Genomic DNA, 15,452 nt, shown 5'->3' on the forward strand with positions numbered 1-15,452 from the left:
TTCGTTTTCAGGCTTTGAAATGGTCGAACCCGTCATTGGCGAGTTCGACTATTTTTTTGTCGGCTCCGATGAGTTCGACCTGTCCAGGCTGGTCCGTCACCTTGCCAATGACCGTGACATCGTTACCCAACGTTTTGATATCTGCTTGATCGGCGCAAATCAGAAGTTCGTAATCGTCCCCGCCCCCCAGCACAGACGCCCATAGGGCGGGATCGGTATTTACCGCATTCATCGCTGCCTTTGATAATGGAATAAGATCCTTGTCAAAAACCATGCCGACACCAGACGCCAAACAAATCTTGCGACAATCCCCGGCCAATCCGTCCGAAATATCCATCGCAGCATAGCGGCCATAAGCATCAGCGCATTTTCTGCCAATCGTCAGGCGTGGTTGCGGTAACAGGTATCGCGACGAAAGATAGGCACTATCGGCTGCGTCCATCCCTATAAGGTTGCCCTGTAAGACCTTTAAGCCGAGTGCGCCATCGCCCAATGTGCCGGTAACCGCAATCAAATCGCCCGGTTTGGCCGCATCCCGGCGCATGGCGCGCCCAATTGGCACGGCACCGAACGCCGTCAGGCTGAAAAATGTGGGACCTGGTGTTCCAACTGTATCGCCCCCCAGAAGCGGGGTATCATAGGTAGCACAATCCTGCCCTAAACCGTTTGCAAAGGAAGCGATCCAGTCTTCGGAAAGGTCGCGATTATAACCAGCTGTTAGCAGCACCCCCAAAGGATAAGCCCCCATAGCTGCAAGGTCAGACAGATTAACACGCATAACCTTGCGCGCGATGTCGACCGGATCATCCTGACTGCGAAAATGTACATCGGCCACAAGTGCGTCGACCGTAACAACAATTTCGTGCCCATCAGGGGGTGACAAAAGAGCCGCATCGTCCAGAAGGGACAATGCGGCTTTTGACTTTTGCGCGATGGGCGCAAAATGACGTGCGATCAGATCGAATTCTCCTGATCGCGCGACCATATTAATTCTTACCGGCTTCACCCGCACGAAGCGTTTTGCCAATCCGGTCAAGGACAGCGTTTACAAGCTTCGGCTCGGTTTCGTCAAAGAACGAATGGGCGGCGTCCACATATTCAGTAATGACAACGCGCATCGGTACATCTTCGCGCATCATCAACTCATAGGTTCCTGCCCGCAGAATACAGCGCAAAACAGTTTCAAGACGTTTGGTTGTCCAACCCTTTTCCAGAGCTGAGTCGATCAGCCCGTCAAGATCGACCGTGCGCGCAGTAACCCCCTGAACCAGGTCGGCAAAAAATCCGCGGTCCGGATCAATCAGATTGTCATTGGGTTCATCAAGGTCGCGAATACCTTCGCCATCAAGGCGGAAATCCGAATATTCGCGCACGACGTCACCGGCCGAAAGCTGGGAAAGCTCTGCCTGGTATAGCGCCTGAATGGCGGCAAAGCGCGCAGCACTGCGTCGTTGGGCGGCTGATGCCTTGGGTTTATCAGTCATTACTTGTGATGTATTCCAAAATGGTTTTGAACTTCAATCATACGAAGAACAGCGCGGGCGGCCTCGCCCCCTTTATTCTTCTGATCTGCCTTGGCGCGTGCAAGTGCCTGGGCTTCATTTTCAACAGTCAGGATGCCATTGCCGATCGCCAGACGGTAATCAAGGCAAAGTTGCATCAATGCGCGATTTGCTTCTTCACAGATATGGTCGTAATGCGTGGTTTCACCGCGAATAACGCAGCCAAGTGCCAAGTAGCCATCATAGCGCGGACCAGTCGCAAGATCAGCCATGGACTGAACAGCGTAGCGGATTGCTATCGGAACCTCGAAGGCACCTGAAACAGAAATCCGGTCCCAGGTTGCACCGCCAGCTTCGAGCGTCGACGCAGCCCCTTTGACCAGATCTTCGACGATATGGGTGTAATAAGGCGCATCAACGATCAGAATGTGCGGACCGTTACTCATGTTTATTCCTCCGAGACAACAAGCGGACGCTGATCAACCAGATTTAGACCGAACCCGTCAAGTCCTACGATGTGTCTTTTGGTATTTGAAAGCAAAATCATATCGCGAACGCCAAGATCAAGCAGGATCTGTGCGCCAACACCATAGTCACGCAAATCAGAGTCGCTAGCAGATTTTGCGATTTCCTGACGCAGAGCATCGCCGTCCCCGCCATTGAGTTCGATAAGCTTTGCGATAGACGATGAAAGCGTATTCGGACGGGGTTCACGGATGAGAACAATAACGCCACGCCCCTCCTTGCCAATCTGCCGCATTGCAGCCTGTAACTCGCCGCCATGCGCTCCTTGCCGGTCGCCAAGCACATCTTCAAGCACATTCAAAGCGTGGACACGCGTCAGGACCGGCTTTGCATCAGAAATGTCGCCCTTCACCAAAGCAATATGTTCGGCATATGTGACATTGTTGACATACAGATTGAGCTCAAACTCGCCGCCATGCACCGAATTGATTTTTGTTGTTGCCTTACGCTGAACAACTCTTTCATGCTTCCGGCGATAGCGGATCAAATCGGCAATCTGGGCGATTTTGAGATTATGCTTTTTGGCGAACTCGACAAGCTCCGGCAAACGCGCCATTTCGCCGCTTTCGCTCATGATCTCGCAAATAACGCCAGATGGATTGAGGCCCGCAAGGCGCGAAATATCAACCGATGCTTCGGTATGTCCAGCCCTCACAAGAACACCACCTGGACGCGCGCGCAAAGGAAAGACATGCCCCGGGGTCACTATATCGTCGGAAGTTGATTTTGTATCAATCGCCACGGAAATTGTTCGCGCCCTGTCCGGAGCGGAAATACCCGTTGTCACACCTGTTGCCGCTTCGATCGAAACTGTAAACGCCGTCTCATGCCGCGTACCATTTCGCGCGCTCATCAACTGCAGCCCAAGAAGATCGCAGCGTTCGGATTCCAGCGTCAGACAAATAAGTCCACGGCCATGAGTTGCCATAAAGTTTACGGCATCCGGTGTTGCCATTTGGGCCGGAATAACCAGATCACCCTCGTTTTCCCGGTCCTCGTCATCGACAAGAATAAACATCCGGCCGTTTCGGGCTTCTTCAATAACATCTTCAATTGGTGACAGATAACGATGCGGCATGATCCTTCAATCCTTACCCAGCATGCGCGCGACATAACGCGCCAGCATATCAATCTCGAAATTAATCCGGTCACCCGGTTGTTTCGATCCCAGCGTCGTGTGAGTCTGGGTATGGGGTATCAGATTGATACCAAAAGTGTTTCCGTCAACCTCATTGACAGTCAATGAAACACCTTCAAGCGTTACCGAGCCTTTTGACGCAATGTATTTCGCAAAAGCTTCAGGAACCTCGAATGTCAAACGAAGGGAATCACCTTCGGGAATGCGTTTTATCAGCGTCGCAACACCGTCCACATGACCGGATACGATATGCCCGCCCAACTCGTCCCCGATCCGTGTGGCCTGTTCCAGATTTATGCGCGATCCGACCTCAAGATCGCCCAAAGTCGTCTTATCAAGACTTTCGGCAGATGCCTCGATGGCAAACCAGTCCGAACCAGTTTCGATAACGGTCATGCACGCACCATTACAGGCAATCGACGCCCCAAGAGCGATTTTAGAAGTATCAAAAGCGGTCGAGAATTCGAAACGGGTGTCGCCGCGTTTTTCGATTTTCCGAACAGATCCTATATCCGTAATGATGCCAGTGAACATTTATCTATTCCGCTATTTTTTCGTAGGTTATCGCAATATCTTCACCAACTGGACGAACAGATGTGCGTTGAAAACGTGGCATGTCTGAAAGATGATCAAGCCCGAGCTCAGCGATCATCGCCTTGCCTTCCGCCCCGATCAGGGATGGTGCAATGAAATGAACCACCCGATCAGTCAAATCTCTATGCACCAAGTCGGCAGCCAGATTGCCACCACTTTCAATCAAAACGCGCGTCAGCCCCTGCTCGCCCAAACGTTTCATCACGTCATTTAGGTCGAAATGATCATTCTCGCACCCGGCAGTAAGTACTTTGACCCCGGTTTTTCCAAATTTTTCAAAAACTTCGTCAAATTTGTCTTGGGATGTAATGATCCAGGTAGGAACTTTTGGGGCACCACGGACCAATTCCGCCGATACAGGTACATCGCCATTGCGATCAAGGACAACACGAACAGGTGATTGGGCTTCTCGTCCGGGGATACGGCATGTGAGAGTGGGGTTATCAAAAATGACAGTCTTGGCACCAACAAGGATCGCATCGTGATTGGCCCTCAACAGGTGACCATACTCACGCGCAATATCCCCCGTTATCCACTGGCTCTCACCAGAGCGCGTCGCGGATCGGGCATCAATGGTGGATGCCAGTTTTAATGTAATGATCGGCCGACCGGAAACAATGCGCGATAGGAACCCAGCATTGATGCGATGGGCTTCGTCGCCATAAAGCCCTGTTTCAACCTTGATGCCCGCATCACGCAACATTTTGTACCCTTTGCCTGAAACACGACGATCAGGGTCTTCGAGGGCGCTGACGACACGCTTTACACCGGCTTCGATCAGTCCCAACGCACAAGGCGGCGATTTACCAAAATGACTACAGGGTTCAAGCGTTACATAGGCAGTAGAATTGCGTGCTTTATCGCCTGCCTCATCAAGTGCGACACGCTCTGCATGAGGCCTTCCACCCGGCTTGGTGAAGCCGCGCCCGACAATCGTTCCCTGGAGTGAAACCAGGACACACCCGACGGACGGGTTGGGCCAGACATTTCCCAGACCGCGTTTTGACAGGCTTAGCGCAACCCGCATGAAATGCCGGTCGTCATCTGAAAACGCGGTGGCTGCCATTACTCTGTGTCCGCCTCTTCTTCCCCATCATGCATGTTTTCCACGAACTGTTCAAAGTCGCGGGCTTCCCGGAAGTTTTTATAAACCGAAGCATAGCGGACATATGCAACCTGATCGAGTGCGATCAACGCACCCATAACCATTTCCCCGATCGTGTCGGTGGAAATGTCGCTTTCACCACTGCTTTCAAGACGGCGCTGAATGCCGTTTAACGCCTTTTCGACACGTTCGTCTTCAATCGGACGTTTGCGGCAGGCAAGAAAGATTGATCGTGCCAGTTTGTCACGATCAAACAATTCGCGTTGTCCGTCCTTTTTCACCACCATCAATTCACGGAGCTGAACACGTTCAAACGTCGTGAAACGCGATCCACAGGCTGGGCAAAACCGGCGCCGGCGAATGGCGTGATGTTCCTCGGTCGGACGGGAGTCCTTGACCTGGGTGTCTGTATGGCCACAGAACGGGCAACGCATTGTTTTTACTCGCTCCTGAAAGGATCAGGCATAGATCGGGAAGCGTTTGCAAAGGTCTTCGACCTTGGTGCGAACAGCATTCTCGACCTGGGCATTGCCATCAGGATTATCGACAAGCGCATCAAGCACATCGCCAATCAGTTCGCCGATCTGCCTGAATTCCTCGACACCAAAACCACGCGTGGTGCCTGCCGGTGTCCCCAAACGAACGCCGGACGTGATGGTCGGTTTTTCGGTGTCGAACGGAATGCCGTTCTTGTTGCAGGTGATTCCTGCACGCTCAAGCGCAACTTCTGCATTGTTGCCTTTGAGGCCTTTCGGACGCAGGTCAACCAGCATCAGATGCGTATCGGTGCCTCCGGTCACGATATCGAAACCACGCTTGACCAGAACTTCGGCCAATGCCTTGGCGTTATCGACGACCTGCTGCGCATATTCCTTGAATTCGGGACGCAAGGCTTCGCCAAAGGCAACAGCCTTGGCAGCGATAACATGCATCAATGGGCCGCCCTGCAAGCCAGGGAAGACTGCGGAATTGATCTTTTTACCGATTTCAACATTGTTCGACAGGATCATACCGCCACGCGGACCGCGAAGGGTTTTATGCGTCGTGGTTGTCACGACATCGGCATAGGTAAGCGGGCTCGGATGAACGCCACCGGCGACAAGACCTGCGAAATGCGCCATATCAACCATCAACAACGCACCGACCTTGTCGGCGATTTCACGGAAGCGTTTGAAATCGATCTGGCGCGGAATGGCTGAACCACCTGCAATGATCAGTGTCGGCTTGTGTTCCACAGCAAGAGCTTCGACCTGATCGTAATCAAGCGTCAGATCGTCTTCACGCACACCATACTGAATGGCATTAAACCATTTGCCAGAAAGTGCCGGGCGTGCTCCGTGGGTAAGATGCCCGCCTGCGTCAAGCGACATGCCAAGGATGGTATCACCGGGCTTGCAAAGGGCAAGCATTACCGCACCATTTGCCTGCGCGCCAGAATGCGGCTGCACGTTGACAAATTCACACCCAAACAGTTCTTTTGCACGATTTATCGCAAGTTCTTCTGCAACGTCGACAAACTCGCAGCCACCATAATACCGGCGCGAAGGATAGCCCTCGGCGTATTTGTTGGTCAGAACCGTTCCCTGTGCCTCGATCACAGCCTTGGAAACAATGTTTTCCGAAGCAATCATTTCGATCTGGTTCTGCTGGCGATCCAGTTCATCGGTGATCGATTTGAACAGTGCCGGATCTGCTTCTGACAAGCTGGTAGAGAAAAAGCCTTTGAATGACATTATGGGGCCTCTCGATACAATGTGGCGGGGCCGAACGCAGCAAAGTTCGAAACCCGTACCGGGTTATTGCCAGGTGGCGAAAAATCAGTGGGTAAGTGAAGAAAGTTTTTCAACACGCCGTTCGTGACGACCGCCTTCGAATTCAGTCATCATAAACGCGTTAACGCAATCAAGCGCCGTCGCATCACCCAAAAGGCGTGCGCCGAGGCACAGAACATTGGCGTTGTTATGCTGACGGCAAAGTTCGGCTGACAGGCGGTCATGTACTAAGGCAGCACGAATTTGAGGATATCGGTTGGCAGCGATGCTCATACCGATCCCGGAACCACATACAAGAATACCGCGTTCAGCCTTGCCATCGATAATCGATTTGGCAACGGATTTCGCATAGTCCGGGTAATCAACTGACGTAGAACCGTCGGTTCCAAGGTCGAGAACCTCCCAGCCATTTCCGGCAAGCGACTTGATGATTTGGGATTTAAGTTCAACACCACCGTGATCGGCAGCGATGGCAATGGTCTTGGCTGTCATATGCGAGCCCTTGGTAAATACGCCAAACAGTAATTTTGAGCGCCTTTTAGCACATAGCTTCGCAACTGCCAACGCACAGCGGCATATGTTGCCAAAGTTTTAAGTCAGCAACTTTTAAGCGTACAGAACGACACTTGACTACACTTAAAAAAGACATTCACACCCATTGCGTTAGAAAATCATCAACTAAAGAAAAATGACGGGAGTATACATTGATATAAACCCCACCATACGCTGTCGAACAAAATCGACGAAACAAAAGGTTTGGAATCTTTATCAATTAAACCGCATTACCGGTCATGCCTTTGCTGATTTTATTTATTTCTCATCTCGCATGGGTTTTCTTTGTTTTGAAAATTTAAGTAGAATCGATATATTGAATAACAGTCTTGTTTGACTATATTCGTAAAATAATGCAAAAAGCATTGCCTATTCATAATAGCGAAGGAAATATTTTAAGATGACCGATGCTGAAAACAGCGTTCTGGACCGCGACGAACTGCTACAGATGACTGTTGATATCGTTTCTGCTTATGTCAGTAACAATGCAATTGCATCTGCACAGATTCCGGAATTGATTTCGACAATTTTCAATTCGCTTGACGTTCTGCGTGAAGACGAAACCATTGAAGAAGAAGAACCGCTGAAACCGGCTGTTCCGATCCGCAAATCAATTGGCGATGATTACATCATCTGCCTTGAAGACGGCAAAAAGCTCAAAATGCTCAAACGCCACCTTCGGACAACATACAATTTGACCCCGGAAGAATACCGGGCAAAATGGGGCCTGCCGTCAGATTACCCGATGGTCGCGCCGAACTATGCAAAACAGCGCTCGCAGTTTGCCAAGAAAATCGGCTTGGGTCGCAAGGCGAAGTAATCGCCAGCTCTTTGACCTAAAAGAAAAAGCGTTTTCAGCAATTTCTGAAGGCGCTTTTCTTTTATGTGATCGGCAACAAAAAAGCCCGGCATTGCTGCCGGGCTTTCTGCTGATCAGAATATCTGGTTAGTTGGCGTAATCGTAGCCGCCGTCTTTCCATTCATAGAAGACGTAACCCGGTGCTGCGACGTCACCCTTGGCATCGAACGCAATCGAACCAAGAACGGTGTCGAATGTATCACCGCTATGCAGTGCTTCGATAACAGCTTCAGAGTCGGTGGTACCGGCTTTTTCAACTGCCTGTGCCCAAGCCTGAACCGCACCGTAGGTGTAAAGGGTGTAACCTTCCGGCTTGTAGCCCTGGCCTTCGAAGTATTTTACGAGTTCAGCGTTGCGCGGGTCTTTTTCAAGCGCCGGACCGGCGGTGAAAAGTGTTCCTGCACCGGCATCACCCGTGATCGACCAGTATTCGAGCGAGTTGAGCGCATCACCCGAAATCGCAACGGTCTCAAGACCCTGGCTGCGCATCTGACGAACGATCAGGCCCAGCTCGGTGTGGTAACCGCCATAATAAAGGACGTCAACGCCTTCGGATTTCAGTTTGGTTACCAGAGCCGAGTAATCTTTCTCGCCCGGGGTGATGGCTTCGTACATGACTTCCTCAACGCCAGCAGCGTTCAGGTTTTTCTTGGTCTCGTCTGCAAGACCTTTGGAATAAGCCTGTTTGTCATGAACGATGGCGATTTTCTTGTCGCCATAGTTTTCAGCAAGATATTTGCCGGCAACTTCGCCCTGCTGGTCATCACGACCGCAAACACGGAAAACGTTATCCATGTCACGTTCGGTCAACTGCGGGTTGGTCGAAGCCGGGGAAATCTGCACGATGCCCTCTTCGAAGTAAACTTCCGAAGCCGGGATCGAGGAACCAGAGCAGAAGTGACCAGCGACAAGAGCAACGCCCTTGCTAACGAGCTGGTTTGCAACAGCAACAGCCTGTTTCGGATCGCAAGCGTCATCGCCGATTTCGAGAACGACTTTTTCGCCGTTAACGCCACCGGCAGCATTGAGGTCTGCAACCGCTTTCTGGGCGCCCTGGGTCATCTGTTCGCCAAAGGCGGCGTACGGGCCGGTCATCGGACCAACGGTCGCGATAACGATGTCTGCTTTTGCTGCACCCATCGAGAGGACAAGCGCGGAAGCAGTTGCCAGAAGGCCGAGCTTGGTTTTCGACATAAGAGAAGTCTCCCTGTTCCAAAGGTTGATTCCGTCACCATGACAGAACCATCTTTTTCGGACCCTAAACCGGCTCGTTTTTTTTTCGATTACCGGTTTTGGCTCCCTGTACTCTAACACCCCAGAATTGGTGTGCAATAGTACTAAACGTTGCATTGCCAACAATTTAGCAATGCGGTGGCGACGGCCAACCGTCACCACCGAAAAGATCAGACGTCCGCCCCTTCACGTGCACGGTAGCCGAATGGTCCGACACGTTCATAAAGCCACGGATATTGCGACAGCATCTTGTTAACCCGCGTCACACGGAAGGCTGCCGCCATAATCACAAACAGGATAACCGTATCGAAAATATATCCCGTAAGCGAAAGAAGCTCACCCTCGAACAGCGCAAACGTCATGAAACGGTCCGTCGCCCCCAGCAACAAGGCATACGGATAAAGCTGGTAGAAAGGCCGCCATGTATTGGCGATCGCCTGCCCTGTCATAAATGCACAGAACCCCATCAGGATGACGGTAATTCCGATTGTGACACCAATGCTGGTACCTGTAATCGCTTCCATATCCGTCCTCCTAGTGGCCACCCTCGAGATATGCTGCACGAACTTCCGGATTTGCCAGAAGTTCAGCCCCCGTACCTGAGAGAGTAATATTGCCGTTGACCATCACATAACCGCGATGGGCAAGCTTGAGTGCGTGGAACGCGTTCTGCTCGACCAGGAAGACCGTGACCTTCTTCTCGCGGTTGATCTTCTTGATCGTCTCGAAAATCTGCTTGACGACAAGTGGCGCAATCCCGAGAGAAGGCTCATCAAGCAACAACAAACGGGGACGCCCCATAAGGGCTCGACCGATTGCCAGCATCTGCTGCTCGCCCCCGGACATTGTTCCCGCTCGCTGGTTGATGCGTTCTTTCAGGCGCGGGAACAGATCAAACACCATCTCCAGATCCTCTTCGAAATATTTCGGATCCTGGGTGCTTGCCCCCATCTGCAGGTTTTCATAGACAGACATGCGCGGGAAAATCCTACGCCCTTCAGGGGATTGCTGAATACCAAGACGACAAATCTCATGCGTTGGCAAGCGACTGATATCCTGACCTTCAAACAGAATGCGCCCTTTTGACGCCTGCGGTGATCCGCAGCATGTCATCAGCAAGGTCGTCTTGCCGGCACCATTGGCCCCGATCAAGGTGACAATCTCGCCCTCGTTGACTTCCATATCAATGCCCTTGAGGGCTTCGATATTGCCATAGAAGGTGTGAACACCTTCAATCTTCAGCATGGACATATCGATCTGCTCCCTCGCTACGCATTCGGATCTAGATGAAGGTCGGCGGCGACTTCCGGCGGCAGTTCATCGTCTTCATCCTCACCGAGGTAAGCACGAATAACAGCCGGATCATTCTTGACGGCTTCCGGATTGCCATCAGCAATCTTCTTTCCGTAATCAAGGACGATCACATGATCGGAAATCTTCATGACGACGCTCATATCATGTTCGATCAACAGAAGGCCAATTCCTTGATCATCGCGGATGCTCTGTAACAGAACGTTAAGCTCAGCGGACTCACGAGGGTTAAGGCCTGCTGCCGGCTCGTCGAGACACAGCAAGGAAGGATTGACGCACATTGCACGCGCAATCTCGAGGCGACGCTGGGAGCCATAAGGCAGGTTCCCGGCATTCCAGTCAGCCTGTTCATACAGACCAACCTTGTTAAGCCAGAACTTGGCGGTTTCAAGCGCTTCTTTCTCGGCACTGGTATAGCGACCAAGATTGAAAAGCCCTGCCAGCGAAAAGGCGGACGCCTCCATAAGCTGGTTATGCTGGGCGACAACCAGGTTTTCCAGAACGGTCATGCCCGTGAACAGGCGGATATTCTGGAAAGTACGTGCCACACCGTTGTTGCGTGGAATACGGAAACCTTCCATACGCTCCAGCAAACGCGGTCCGTCATTGGCATAAAGCGTCAGACGTCCCTCGGTCGGCACATAGAACCCGGTAAGACAGTTGAAGACTGTGGTCTTCCCTGCCCCGTTCGGGCCGATAATTGCCGTGATCTCACGCTTTCTTGCGGTGAACGAAAGATTATCAATCGCGACCAGACCGCCAAAGCGCATGGTCAGATGTTCGACTTCAAGCTGTACGTTGTCGGTCATTTGACTTCTCCGGCAACTTTTTCTTTCTTGCTCATATTCAGCAGAATGGTCGGGTCACGGAAAGACAGAAGACCGCGCGGACGCCACAACATGATGGCAACCATACCAGCCCCGAAAATCAGCATGCGATATTCGGCCAGTTCGCGGAACATTTCCGGGAAACCGATCATGACAATCGCGGCAAGAACCACCCCGATCTGACTGCCCATACCACCCAGAACAACGATGGCCAGGATCACGGCAGATTCAAGGAAGGTAAAGCTTTCCGGGCTGATGAAGCCCTGACGTGTCGCAAAGAACGCGCCAGCAAAACCACCGAACATTGCACCAATCGCAAATGCCGAAAGTTTGGTATTCGTCGGGTTGATCCCCAGCGAGCGGCAGGCGATTTCGTCTTCGCGCAACGCTTCCCATGCACGACCAATCGGCAGTTTGCGAAGGCGCACGGTAACAAATGCGGTTACCAGTGCCAGCACAAGGATCAGGTAATACAGGAAGATCAGGCGATGCATCGTCGAATAGTCCAGACCGAACAATTCGTTGAATCCCATAACCCCTTCAGGCAAGCGTCGATCAAACTCGGCAAAGCCAAAGAAGCTGGGCCGGGCAATCGACGAAATGCCGTCTGGTCCACGGGTCAGATCATACCAGTTGATCAGGACAACTCGGATGATTTCACCAAAGCCAAGCGTCACAATCGCCAGATAATCGCCACGCAGTCGCAATACCGGGAAACCAAGCACAATACCGAAACTTGCGGCAAAAATACCGGCCAGTGGCAGGCACAGCCAGAAGCTCAGATCGAAATGCTGGGACAACAGTGCATAGGAATAGGCGCCGACCGCATAAAATGCGACGTAACCCAGATCAAGCAAACCGGCCAGACCGACCACGATATTCAGCCCCCAACCCAGCATGATGTAGATCATGACCAGTGTCGCGAGGTCGATAGCGGAGCGGTTTTCTCCAAACAGGAACGGGAAGATAATGAAGAATACAATCCCCAATGCCCCGATCTTCTTGGTGTTGGTCCGATATGCCAGCTGGATTTTTGACGAAAGCCTGGAGCCGCTTTCTTCCTCTTCGGCACCTGGTTTTTTCATGCTGAAATAGGCAATCGCAAAAACGATCGTGACGAAGGCAACAGCCACAATCACGCTCGTTGCACTGCCAAACGCCATATCAAGGAAGACTGGCGAAGCCCAGCGATCATCCATGTCGCGGAAGCGGACGAACATCTCGAATACCGCTACTGCGGCAGCGGTAATCAGCAAAGCCTGTCCCACACGCGAAATGTGTTCGCGGCGAAGGATCAATGCCAATCGGCCAATGATTGTCGAGATGATGGCGGTAACCACCAGATCCCAACGAACAGCCAGTTCAAGCCCGGTCGGACGGTCAACCGTCTCGACACCAAGGATCATGACTGACATCAACAGTGCAATAACAGCAAAGAACGCGAGTTCCTTGACAATTTCTGCACCGGAAATTCGTGAAGAAGTGATAAGAGCGGACATCAGACTTTCTCGACCTCCGGCTTACCAAGCAGACCCCACGGGCGGAAAATCAGCACGAGAACCAGAATGCCGAATGTCGCAACATCCTTGTATTCGATCGTGAGATATCCCGACCAGAATGCTTCGATCAGACCAATCAGAAGACCGCCAAGCATCGCGCCCGGAAGCGATCCAATCCCGCCCAGAACAGCAGCAGTAAACGCTTTAACACCGGCAAGGAAGCCGATATAGAAGTCGATCACACCGTAATAGAGGGTCACCATCATCCCGGCTACTGCGGCAAGAGCAGCACCCATGACAAAGGTCGTGGAGATGGTGCGGTCAACGTTAACGCCAAGCAGGCCAGCCATGGTGCGGTCCTGCTCACAGGCGCGCTGAGCACGACCAAGCGAGGTTTTCGCAATCAGTGTCGAAAACACAGCCATCAGAACAAACGTCAAAAGGATAATGACGATCTGCATGTAGCTGAGCTGAACATTGAAGTTCGGGCTTTCCATCAAGGTGATGCCGCCCTCGATCAATGGCTGCATCGGTTTCACGCGCGCGCCCTGCGAAATCTGAACAAAGTTCTGCAGGAAGATCGACATGCCGATGGCCGAAATCAGCGCTGCGAGCCGGAATGACCCGCGCAGCGGCCTGTATGCAATCCGTTCAACGCCCCACCCGTAGATCGAAGTGAGCACCATTGACACGAACAGCATCAAAAGAAGTGTAAGCGGAAGGATACCGCTAATCCCTGCTGCCTGACAGATCAGGAAGGTGATCAGGGAATGAAACGCGCCCAGCATATAGATTTCGCCGTGCGCAAAGTTGATCATACCGATGATGCCGTAAACCATCGTGTAGCCGATGGCGATCAAACCGTAGATGGCTCCCAGCGTCAGACCGTTGATCAATTGTTGTAAAAAATAAGCCCAATCCATTGCACAACCTTAGATTTGGCACAGACAAACGAGGTCTTCGACCGACTGGCTGAAGGTGCAAAACAAGATACAGCTGTATTGATTGGATGAGACCAAGTCTCCCCATTGCCCCCTAGCAAACCTCCGAAGCCTCCGTCTTTTTGTTATCGGGTTTTCCCCGGTTCTAGCCTTTGGACACGACCATTCTTGTTGTGGTTCTTTATCCAAAAGCGCGATTAGAGCACAAACCTTAGACACATGAGGTCGAAGGCTGCAAGCGGCTTTGATAAATTGGTCAAAAACACCAAATCGTATTTCATTCTTAGAATAAAACACCAACACCACCGAATGCACCGGCCCTTATATTGTATATTTTATCCCTTATTAATGACGTATTCAAGTTTTTGTACCGCGACGCGCTTTAGTTGCTCCGGATTCCTTGAAACCGGCCCTGCCACGGTCACCTCGATTCCCGTTTTGCCATCAATTGCCGTGCAGCGCAGATAGCTGCCAACCTGTCGCAATTCGAAATAAATCTCTCGCGGTGCATTGTTTCTGGTTGTCATTCATCAATCCGGGAAATTCTGTATCGGCGCTTTGATCGCTAGCCAGCACAAATCTACCACTAATGCAGGCCACGGTATTCATAAAAAAAACAGACCCGGCAAATACCGGGCCTGCATGACATACCTCATAATGCCGTAGCGTTACTTGTCGCCGTCTAGCATTTTGACAATTGCCGAGAAATCCATCCCACCATTTCCGCTATTTGAATAAAGCGCATACAGGCTTTCAGCCAATGCCCCCATTGGCGTTGTTGCCCCGGCGGTTGCGGCCGCCTGTTGCGCCAGTTTCAAATCTTTCAGCATCATGTCCACCGCAAATCCCGGTTGATAGTCACGATTTGCCGGAGACGTCGGAACCGGCCCCGGCACGGGACAATAACTCGTCAGGGACCAGCACTGACCGGATGCTTTTGACGAAATATCAAACAGCTTCTGCGCATCCAGTCCTAGACGCTTGGCAAGCATAAAGGCTTCGGACACCGCAATCATGCTGACGCCAAGCACCATGTTGTTACAAATCTTTGCCGCCTGCCCGGCCCCGCTGGTGCCGGCGTGAATGATATTGCTGCCCATTCCTTCAAGAACCGGCTTCGCGCTATCAAAATCACCATCATCGCCACCAACCATAAAGGTCAGTGTTCCGGCAGTAGCCCCCGCAACCCCGCCAGAGATCGGCGCGTCAACAGAGCCAAGACCTTTGGCCTTCGCCAACTCTGCAGCTTTGCGTGCGGCATCAACTTCGATGGTGGAGCTATCAATCAAAAGTGTGCCCGCCCTGGCGTTGGCAATCACGCCGTCTGGTCCGTCATAAACCGACAGCACGTGCTTTCCAGCAGGAAGAACTGTGACAACGAACTCGACATCCTTTGCCGCATCGGCAACCGTCGATGCCTTGGTTGCTCCTTCTGTAACCGCCTTGCCGACGGCGGCTTCGGACAAATCAAAAACCTTCAGCGCGTGTCCGGCCTTGATCAGGTTGGCCGCCATCGGCCCACCCATATTTCCCAGACCGATGAAGCCGATTTTCGCCATTTGGAGTCTCCTCTGATTTCTCGATGATCGAGATT

Annotated in this window: 18 protein-coding genes; 1 reads left to right on the plus strand and 17 read right to left on the minus strand. The window is 52.0% G+C overall.

The genetic code is table 11. The features are described 5' to 3' along the window. Nucleotides 1-7: 7 nt before the first annotated feature. The 9 genes from thiL to rpiB all read right to left on the minus strand — a co-directional run bounded on the left by thiL (nt 8) and on the right by rpiB (nt 7,128). On the minus strand, nt 8-985 hold the full coding sequence (thiL, locus tag TH468_RS08370; protein ID WP_085643225.1) for a thiamine-phosphate kinase: 978 nt from the start codon (nt 983-985) through the stop codon (nt 8-10). A gap of 1 nt (nt 986) precedes the next feature. Continuing rightward, nucleotides 987-1,484 carry a transcription antitermination factor NusB gene (gene nusB, locus TH468_RS08375; RefSeq protein WP_007089535.1) on the minus strand — a complete coding sequence of 166 codons (498 nt, stop codon included), beginning with the start codon at nt 1,482-1,484 and terminating at the stop codon, nt 987-989. Beyond that, nucleotides 1,484-1,948, minus strand: coding sequence for a 6,7-dimethyl-8-ribityllumazine synthase (gene ribH / locus TH468_RS08380; RefSeq protein ID WP_007089534.1), 465 nt, complete (start codon nt 1,946-1,948; stop codon nt 1,484-1,486). The genes nusB and ribH overlap by 1 nt, the downstream gene beginning before the upstream one ends. 2 nt (nt 1,949-1,950) lie before the next feature. Beyond that, on the minus strand, nt 1,951-3,105 hold the full coding sequence (ribB, locus tag TH468_RS08385; RefSeq protein ID WP_085643227.1) for a 3,4-dihydroxy-2-butanone-4-phosphate synthase: 1,155 nt from the start codon (nt 3,103-3,105) through the stop codon (nt 1,951-1,953). Between the two features lie 6 nt (nt 3,106-3,111). After that, on the minus strand, nt 3,112-3,699 hold the full coding sequence (locus TH468_RS08390) for a riboflavin synthase (RefSeq protein ID WP_037992618.1): 588 nt from the start codon (nt 3,697-3,699) through the stop codon (nt 3,112-3,114). A 4-nt stretch (nt 3,700-3,703) separates the two neighbouring features. Next, nucleotides 3,704-4,825 carry a bifunctional diaminohydroxyphosphoribosylaminopyrimidine deaminase/5-amino-6-(5-phosphoribosylamino)uracil reductase RibD gene (gene ribD / locus TH468_RS08395; protein ID WP_085643229.1) on the minus strand — a complete coding sequence of 374 codons (1,122 nt, stop codon included), beginning with the start codon at nt 4,823-4,825 and terminating at the stop codon, nt 3,704-3,706. Continuing rightward, nucleotides 4,825-5,298: a transcriptional regulator NrdR gene (gene nrdR / locus TH468_RS08400; RefSeq protein ID WP_007089530.1), complete on the minus strand. Its 474-nt coding sequence runs from the start codon at nt 5,296-5,298 to the stop codon at nt 4,825-4,827. Before nrdR ends, ribD begins: the two co-directional genes overlap by 1 nt. Before the next feature lie 24 nt (nt 5,299-5,322). Next, nucleotides 5,323-6,597 (minus strand): serine hydroxymethyltransferase, encoded by a 1,275-nt coding sequence (glyA, locus tag TH468_RS08405; RefSeq protein WP_085643231.1) that lies wholly within the window; start codon nt 6,595-6,597, stop codon nt 5,323-5,325. 84 nt (nt 6,598-6,681) lie between these two features. Beyond that, a complete protein-coding gene (gene rpiB, locus TH468_RS08410; RefSeq protein ID WP_085643233.1) occupies nt 6,682-7,128 on the minus strand; it encodes a ribose 5-phosphate isomerase B in 447 nt (148 codons plus the stop codon). Between the two features lie 460 nt (nt 7,129-7,588). Here rpiB and TH468_RS08415 point away from each other — a divergent pair, with 460 nt between their 5' ends. Beyond that, nucleotides 7,589-8,008, plus strand: coding sequence for a MucR family transcriptional regulator (locus tag TH468_RS08415; protein ID WP_007089527.1), 420 nt, complete (start codon nt 7,589-7,591; stop codon nt 8,006-8,008). 126 nt (nt 8,009-8,134) lie between these two features. Here TH468_RS08415 and TH468_RS08420 read toward each other — a convergent pair whose 3' ends face one another. From TH468_RS08420 to mmsB, 8 genes are all read right to left on the minus strand, one after another. Beyond that, a complete protein-coding gene (locus tag TH468_RS08420; RefSeq protein WP_007089526.1) occupies nt 8,135-9,241 on the minus strand; it encodes a branched-chain amino acid ABC transporter substrate-binding protein in 1,107 nt (368 codons plus the stop codon). 209 nt (nt 9,242-9,450) lie between these two features. After that, nucleotides 9,451-9,804 (minus strand): DUF6867 family protein, encoded by a 354-nt coding sequence (locus TH468_RS08425; protein WP_085643235.1) that lies wholly within the window; start codon nt 9,802-9,804, stop codon nt 9,451-9,453. Between the two features lie 10 nt (nt 9,805-9,814). Then, the gene (locus TH468_RS08430; protein ID WP_085643643.1) at nt 9,815-10,525 is read right to left on the minus strand and encodes an ABC transporter ATP-binding protein; all 711 of its coding nucleotides are present in this window, start codon (nt 10,523-10,525) and stop codon (nt 9,815-9,817) included. Between the two features lie 23 nt (nt 10,526-10,548). Continuing rightward, nucleotides 10,549-11,400, minus strand: a complete 852-nt coding sequence (locus TH468_RS08435; RefSeq protein ID WP_007089523.1) for an ABC transporter ATP-binding protein — start codon at nt 11,398-11,400, stop codon at nt 10,549-10,551. Beyond that, nucleotides 11,397-12,917, minus strand: coding sequence for a high-affinity branched-chain amino acid ABC transporter permease LivM (gene livM / locus TH468_RS08440; protein ID WP_071239972.1), 1,521 nt, complete (start codon nt 12,915-12,917; stop codon nt 11,397-11,399). The genes TH468_RS08435 and livM overlap by 4 nt, the downstream gene beginning before the upstream one ends. Then, nucleotides 12,917-13,840, minus strand: coding sequence for a branched-chain amino acid ABC transporter permease LivH (locus TH468_RS08445; RefSeq protein ID WP_085643237.1), 924 nt, complete (start codon nt 13,838-13,840; stop codon nt 12,917-12,919). Before TH468_RS08445 ends, livM begins: the two co-directional genes overlap by 1 nt. 353 nt (nt 13,841-14,193) lie before the next feature. After that, on the minus strand, nt 14,194-14,385 hold the full coding sequence (locus tag TH468_RS08450; RefSeq protein WP_085643239.1) for a hypothetical protein: 192 nt from the start codon (nt 14,383-14,385) through the stop codon (nt 14,194-14,196). Nucleotides 14,386-14,526: 141 nt separating this feature from the next. Next, nucleotides 14,527-15,417: a 3-hydroxyisobutyrate dehydrogenase gene (gene mmsB / locus TH468_RS08455; protein ID WP_085643241.1), complete on the minus strand. Its 891-nt coding sequence runs from the start codon at nt 15,415-15,417 to the stop codon at nt 14,527-14,529. Between the last annotated feature and the right edge of the window lie 35 nt (nt 15,418-15,452).

The sequence above is a fragment of the Thalassospira sp. MCCC 1A03138 genome (assembly GCF_002115785.1).
Classification (GTDB): domain Bacteria; phylum Pseudomonadota; class Alphaproteobacteria; order Rhodospirillales; family Thalassospiraceae; genus Thalassospira.

What these genes read in the sequence shown, in the direction of transcription:
- livM (WP_071239972.1), bottom strand. Translation starts at nt 12,917, where the DNA reads ATGTCCGCTCTTATCACTTCTTCACGAATTTCCGGTGCAGAAATTGTC.
- ribB (WP_085643227.1), bottom strand. Translation starts at nt 3,105, where the DNA reads ATGCCGCATCGTTATCTGTCACCAATTGAAGATGTTATTGAAGAAGCC.
- TH468_RS08430 (WP_085643643.1), bottom strand. Translation starts at nt 10,525, where the DNA reads ATGCTGAAGATTGAAGGTGTTCACACCTTCTATGGCAATATCGAAGCC.
- TH468_RS08415 (WP_007089527.1), top strand. Translation starts at nt 7,589, where the DNA reads ATGACCGATGCTGAAAACAGCGTTCTGGACCGCGACGAACTGCTACAG.
- nrdR (WP_007089530.1), bottom strand. Translation starts at nt 5,298, where the DNA reads ATGCGTTGCCCGTTCTGTGGCCATACAGACACCCAGGTCAAGGACTCC.
- TH468_RS08425 (WP_085643235.1), bottom strand. Translation starts at nt 9,804, where the DNA reads ATGGAAGCGATTACAGGTACCAGCATTGGTGTCACAATCGGAATTACC.
- nusB (WP_007089535.1), bottom strand. Translation starts at nt 1,484, where the DNA reads ATGACTGATAAACCCAAGGCATCAGCCGCCCAACGACGCAGTGCTGCG.
- rpiB (WP_085643233.1), bottom strand. Translation starts at nt 7,128, where the DNA reads ATGACAGCCAAGACCATTGCCATCGCTGCCGATCACGGTGGTGTTGAA.
- TH468_RS08435 (WP_007089523.1), bottom strand. Translation starts at nt 11,400, where the DNA reads ATGACCGACAACGTACAGCTTGAAGTCGAACATCTGACCATGCGCTTT.
- TH468_RS08445 (WP_085643237.1), bottom strand. Translation starts at nt 13,840, where the DNA reads ATGGATTGGGCTTATTTTTTACAACAATTGATCAACGGTCTGACGCTG.
- mmsB (WP_085643241.1), bottom strand. Translation starts at nt 15,417, where the DNA reads ATGGCGAAAATCGGCTTCATCGGTCTGGGAAATATGGGTGGGCCGATG.
- ribH (WP_007089534.1), bottom strand. Translation starts at nt 1,948, where the DNA reads ATGAGTAACGGTCCGCACATTCTGATCGTTGATGCGCCTTATTACACC.
- TH468_RS08390 (WP_037992618.1), bottom strand. Translation starts at nt 3,699, where the DNA reads ATGTTCACTGGCATCATTACGGATATAGGATCTGTTCGGAAAATCGAA.
- TH468_RS08420 (WP_007089526.1), bottom strand. Translation starts at nt 9,241, where the DNA reads ATGTCGAAAACCAAGCTCGGCCTTCTGGCAACTGCTTCCGCGCTTGTC.
- TH468_RS08450 (WP_085643239.1), bottom strand. Translation starts at nt 14,385, where the DNA reads ATGACAACCAGAAACAATGCACCGCGAGAGATTTATTTCGAATTGCGA.
- ribD (WP_085643229.1), bottom strand. Translation starts at nt 4,825, where the DNA reads ATGGCAGCCACCGCGTTTTCAGATGACGACCGGCATTTCATGCGGGTT.
- glyA (WP_085643231.1), bottom strand. Translation starts at nt 6,597, where the DNA reads ATGTCATTCAAAGGCTTTTTCTCTACCAGCTTGTCAGAAGCAGATCCG.
- thiL (WP_085643225.1), bottom strand. Translation starts at nt 985, where the DNA reads ATGGTCGCGCGATCAGGAGAATTCGATCTGATCGCACGTCATTTTGCG.